This window comes from Dyadobacter bucti (assembly GCF_005869225.1).
GTDB lineage: Bacteria > Bacteroidota > Bacteroidia > Cytophagales > Spirosomataceae > Dyadobacter > Dyadobacter bucti.
Genome location: NZ_SWFP01000032.1, coordinates 1 through 5001, shown reverse-complemented (window position 1 = coordinate 5001; position 5001 = coordinate 1). Strand labels below are relative to the sequence as shown.

Sequence of the window (5001 nt, the reverse complement as noted above, 5' to 3'; positions counted from 1 at the left end):
ACCCTCATACTGTTTGAGGATCGCCACGATCTGGGTTTCTGAGTAGTTTTTCTTTTTCATGTGACAGTTAAAATTAGCTCATTTCGAGTCTAATCCTACACTGTCCTAATTTCGGGAAAGCTTACAGCAGTACTATCATTGGAGGCGGCCAGATTTAAAGCAATCGTTTTAAGACTGTCAATGTTTACAGCAGCGCTTTGAGATTTTGAAGACGGTGTCTGGCAGCTCAATACACCAGCAAAAATTGCTGCAATGGAGGCAGTCAGCGCAATATTTTTTATGAATGTCAATTTCATGATCGTTTTGTTATGATTAGTAATTATTTAGAGTGATGACTATTGGTGCAATATTTTCCAACCCGCAAGCCAGTTATACCCATTTTTCAAATTCAGCTGGATCAGCAGCAATGACATATTTTCCAACGTCCGGCTCACATGCAATCCACCTGCAATGATGGGGTTGAACCCTACGGTTACTACGAGCTCGCTTGCTGTCTGTAAGGCATCCTGGTCATCTCCAGCGATGAATGCATCAGCTTGTTTTTCGGCAATGACCGGCTGGGCAAAGTCGGCTGCAAAGACCGTGTTAAATGCTTTTACGACTTTCGAGTTGGGCAGCAATTTTTGAAGTTCTTCAGCCGCGCTTGTATCGGGGGCGGTCACCAGCCCGTCATAAGTTTCGTTAAGCGGATTAGCAATGCTGATCACAATTTTCTGATTGGCTACTTCCCTGATTTTCTCCGCAATCTGCTGTTGTGCAGGGTAAGGTAAAGCCAGAATAATGACGTCAGCCTCCCAGGAAGCCTCAGTGGGGCACTCGCTTAGTTCAATGTCGGCAGTAGGATTTTTTGCCAGTATTTCAGTCTCGAGCGTCTGTAACTTGCTGAGCTCGTTTGCGAATAAGAGAAGGCGGTAGTTACCGGTGGAAAGATTTTTGGATATGCCAGAGCCCATATTCCCTGTGGCTCCAATAATGGCAATGGTTTGTTTTGTGTTCATTTTTGTATCGATTTTGATACACAAAACTACCAGCACCAAGCCCCGTGGGCCAATGCGTTTGGACAAGAAATTCTGTTGATTCCGGTCAATGAAAACCGTTGACGAAAATCAAGGTTTCGCTATTTTGAATTGTTCATCCTGCTGCGGATCCGGCTCAAAGTTTCCGGGGATAGACCCATATAAGAAGCAATCATGTGCTGGGGAACACGTTGAGCGATGTTTGGATAAGTATCTATAAACGCTTTGTAACGATCATCCAAGGACAAGCTGATCATGTTCAGGGTTCTCTTTTGAAGTGCCATATAGGCGTCTGTAATCAAAAGCCGGATGTATATTTCATACTTAGGCATTGTTTTAAGCAACTCATCATGTGCGGATTTGCTGACCAAGACCAATTCACAATCTTCTAGAGCTTCTATATTTTGTATTGACGGCAGTTCGCTTTGAAAGCTAGGTAAATCTCCAATAGTCCAGCCTTCTAGGGCAAAGGCTGTGATATGCTCCTGGCCGGCCGGGTCCACCAGATATGTACGCATTGACCCTTTCTCTATTAATGCTATGCTTTTGCATACATCTCCCTCCTGCAGCAGATATTGCCGTTTTCTTAACTTTTTAGGGATAAGGTATTGCTTAATGAAATTTTCTTCATCTTCTGTTAAAGGAGTCCTTTGGTTGAATTTTTGAAAAAACACTTCATACATAGGGAAGATATTAAAGGGAAAAAGTTGTTGCAAATATAAGCCTGGCTATCGGTTATAAGATGAATCGGACTTGTCAATATTAACCGTAGAAAACAATTCCGGCATATCATTTGATGTGCCGGAATCATTCTGCCATTATTAATAAGCGCTAGCCTGGTTTAACACCTCAAGGTCGCTGCTATCCAAAATAATGTTAGGTGCATCGGTCAAAACTGCTAGTTGCTGCTTTGAAGTCGCACTTACGATTGGTGCAATTACTTGTGGCTGGTTAAGCAGCCAAGCAAGCGCAATCGTTGCAGGCTGGGTATCATGTTTAGCCGATACCTTGTCCAATGCCGATAAAATGCCTAAACCTTTCTCGTTCAAATACTGGTTTGCCCCACCACCACGTGGACTTTTTCCTAGGTCATCAACTGAGCGGTATTTTCCGGTCAAAAATCCCGAAGCAAGCGAATAATAGGGAAGCACTGACAAGTTGTACTTGCTGACAATGGGTGCGTAGACTGTTTCAAATTCGCTTCTTTCGATCAGGTTATAATGCGGCTGATATACTTCATAAGCCGGTATTCCCTGATTTTTAGAATATTCCAGAGAAGAAACAAGATTTTCAACGCTTAGGTTGGATGCGCCGATATGCCGCACCTTTCCTTGTTTCACCAATTGCGCATGAGCTTCCATCGTTTCTTCTATGGGCGTTTTCCCGTCATCGATGTGGGTATAATACAGATCTATATAATCTGTTTGTAAACGCAGTAGGGATTCGTCTACTGTTTTAATGATATTTTCCTTGCTTATATCTGCTGGCCTTTCGTTGTTTTGAAATCCTACTTTGGTGGCGATAACCATATCCTGACGGTTGCCACGCTCTTTCATCCACTTGCCAATAATTGCTTCGGACTCTCCGCCAGTGTTGCCCGGTACCCAAAAAGAGTAAGTATCAGCAGTATCAATAAAATTGAATCCTGCTGCTACGAATGCATCTAAAATATCAAAGGACTCTTTCTCATTTAAAGTCCATCCGAATACATTACCGCCGAAATTAATCGGGGCAACCTGTAATCCTGTTGTTCCTAATGTTACTTTTTTCATTTGTGAATTTGTTACTGTAGATCAAAATTGGCGTAATTTTGGAAATATGCTTTCACATGAATGGGTCAAATGTCAAATAATTCAATATAGATGAACAAATGATCCAGTCGATCAAAAGGACATTCGATATTCTCGAATACATAGCCGCCAACGGAAACACTGTCCGTCTGAATGATATTGCTCAGGCACTAGGTCTTCAGAAAACGACCGTGCACAATTTTCTGGCCAGTCTCAAGCAATTAGGCTATGTTGAACAGGATAAGCTAACGCCACGTTACCGCCTAACATCTAAAATCCGTCATCTGGATTTCTCAGAAATCCCTTACCAAAAATTGCGAAGTGATTTAAGGCCGGTAATAGAAAAGCTGACTGCCGAAAGTGGAGAAACTTCCTTTATGGCGATCCAGATGGGAAGTTATTTTCGGTATGAATACAAATGCGAACCCAACAGATCTTTAAAAATCTCTCTTGAACTAGGCAAAGAAATAGAGATGAAGCACACTGCAATTGGGAAAGTATTTATGGCCTATTCGCCACATTTATCAAACAGTATATACAAGGGGGTTAGCGAAAACGAAATCAAAGCTCAGGAAAGCGAAATGCAGCGCATACTCGACAAAGGTTACGCCTTGGATCTGGAAGAATATGAAAAGGAGCTTAACTGTATAGCCATCCCATATTTTTACAAAGACAGGATCATATCCGTTATTGGATTATCAGGTCCGGCGCACCGGTTTGATAAAAAGAAAATGGAAACCATGGCTGAGCTGGTTAAGCGCATGATTTAGATCGCTATTCAAGTTGCAGGATTTCCGGAATCTCCAATACTTAATATAGGTTAAGGCTATTTCTTAATTTAGTTTGTGGGTACAGCCCTGTGGTAATGGTCAACTTTACGGAAAACTAATCTTACAAAAGCCGTATGGATCACAAGAAATCAATTACCAGGCTAGCTATCCTGTTTACAGTATTATATCTATGCTTGTCGACCTTTTCATTTGCGCAGCGCCATGAGCTGATTCCGAACCTGCCCAAAGATGGCCAGATTTATTTGAATCCGGAATTAGGGAGCGATAACAATAATGGACAAAAAGAAGCCCCATTACGGACCCTGTATGAAGCTGCCCGCCGGGTTAATGCAGCCAATGGAAAAGGAGCTATAACCATCCTGCTATCCGAAGGTATTTACGGTTTGGATGCCACTGTGACCTTTCATCCGGCCAACTGGTGGTTTTCCAAAACGGAGCGGTTAACGATCCGCTCAGAAGTTTTACCTGATGAGTCAGCATGGGGCCCAGCGAAAATGCCTGTCATTATCTCCACAATGCCGCTAAATTTTAAACCAATGGGAAGTAGTGATCCAGGCACTTCATATGGAATACAGATCGAAACCAGTCATGTTACTATTCAAGGCTTACGCGTTTTGGGAACACCCGTACATGAGCAGCCCACAGCAGGTGTTGTTAGAAGAAATTATCCAATTGTACGGGAGGGACTTAACCTGGACGATCTGAGAATTACGCAGTGCCTGTTTATTGGGGACAGAAATGCCATTCCAAATCATTTGGCGGTGCTTGCAAGCGGGCAGGGCGTAGTAGTGGATCATTGTGTATTTTATCATGTAAAGGATGCCGTCGTTTTCTTCTTATCCGAACGGCCAGCAGAGCACTGTGAAATGCACCATAATTTAGTGGTCGGCAACTATGGAGCAGCCGTTTGGTCATGGTCAGTAGCTAGCGATTTTAAGTATTACAATAATGTGGTCACAGATGCAAATATCTTTTGGGTATTGAATGAAAAAGATCAATTGTCTTTTGATTTGACCAATTCAATGGTCATTGGCTATAATCAACTGGTAAACAAGGGTGGCGGAGCAACCGGTTTTGGTGTGCCAGCCGACCCCAAAAAATTACGATTGGGTAAAGATGTGATTATCAAGAAAGAAGGTAAAGTACAGCTCGAAGATGATCAGACAAACCGAAATTATTTGCATTTAAAGCCTGGTACCTTAGGTGCTGATCTTGGTGCCGGTTTGTTTATGAAGTAACGGTGTAAGCTTTCCCGAAATTGTAAGCTTTCCCGAAATTGTAAGCTTTCCCGAAATTAGGACAGTGTAGGATTAGACTCGAAATGAGCTAATTTTAACTGTCACATGAAAAAGAAAAACTACTCAGAAACCCAGATCGTGGCGATCCTCAAACAGTATGAGGGTG

6 protein-coding genes are annotated in these 5001 nt (G+C 42.5%); 2 read left to right on the top strand and 4 right to left on the bottom strand.

The window, feature by feature from the left end; genetic code table 11:
- Positions 1-95: 95 nt before the first annotated feature.
- From FBF61_RS34350 to FBF61_RS34335, 4 genes are all read right to left on the bottom strand, one after another.
- Positions 96-296 (bottom strand): hypothetical protein, encoded by a 201-nt coding sequence (locus FBF61_RS34350; protein WP_138485514.1) that lies wholly within the window; start codon positions 294-296, stop codon positions 96-98.
- Positions 297-335: 39 nt separating this feature from the next.
- Positions 336-998 (bottom strand): NADPH-dependent F420 reductase, encoded by a 663-nt coding sequence (locus FBF61_RS34345; RefSeq protein WP_138485513.1) that lies wholly within the window; start codon positions 996-998, stop codon positions 336-338.
- Between the two features lie 119 nt (positions 999-1117).
- Positions 1118-1699: a Crp/Fnr family transcriptional regulator gene (locus FBF61_RS34340; protein WP_138485512.1), complete on the bottom strand. Its 582-nt coding sequence runs from the start codon at positions 1697-1699 to the stop codon at positions 1118-1120.
- A gap of 138 nt (positions 1700-1837) precedes the next feature.
- Entirely contained in the window at positions 1838-2788 is a 951-nt protein-coding gene (locus FBF61_RS34335; RefSeq protein ID WP_138485511.1) for an aldo/keto reductase, read from the bottom strand.
- 98 nt (positions 2789-2886) lie between these two features.
- Between FBF61_RS34335 and FBF61_RS34330 the strand changes: the two genes are divergently transcribed.
- Both FBF61_RS34330 and FBF61_RS34325 read left to right on the top strand, forming a co-directional pair.
- Complete coding sequence (locus FBF61_RS34330) at positions 2887-3576, top strand: IclR family transcriptional regulator (RefSeq protein ID WP_138485510.1); 690 nt, start codon at positions 2887-2889, stop codon at positions 3574-3576.
- A 134-nt stretch (positions 3577-3710) separates the two neighbouring features.
- Positions 3711-4835, top strand: a complete 1125-nt coding sequence (locus FBF61_RS34325) for a right-handed parallel beta-helix repeat-containing protein (RefSeq protein ID WP_138485509.1) — start codon at positions 3711-3713, stop codon at positions 4833-4835.
- Positions 4836-5001: the final 166 nt, after the last annotated feature.

Excerpts from the sequence above, each read along its gene's own strand:
- FBF61_RS34350 (WP_138485514.1), bottom strand. The coding sequence starts at position 296 with ATGAAATTGACATTCATAAAAAATATTGCGCTGACTGCCTCCATTGCA.
- FBF61_RS34325 (WP_138485509.1), top strand. The coding sequence starts at position 3,711 with ATGGATCACAAGAAATCAATTACCAGGCTAGCTATCCTGTTTACAGTA.
- FBF61_RS34330 (WP_138485510.1), top strand. The coding sequence starts at position 2,887 with ATGATCCAGTCGATCAAAAGGACATTCGATATTCTCGAATACATAGCC.
- FBF61_RS34335 (WP_138485511.1), bottom strand. The coding sequence starts at position 2,788 with ATGAAAAAAGTAACATTAGGAACAACAGGATTACAGGTTGCCCCGATT.
- FBF61_RS34340 (WP_138485512.1), bottom strand. The coding sequence starts at position 1,699 with ATGTATGAAGTGTTTTTTCAAAAATTCAACCAAAGGACTCCTTTAACA.
- FBF61_RS34345 (WP_138485513.1), bottom strand. The coding sequence starts at position 998 with ATGAACACAAAACAAACCATTGCCATTATTGGAGCCACAGGGAATATG.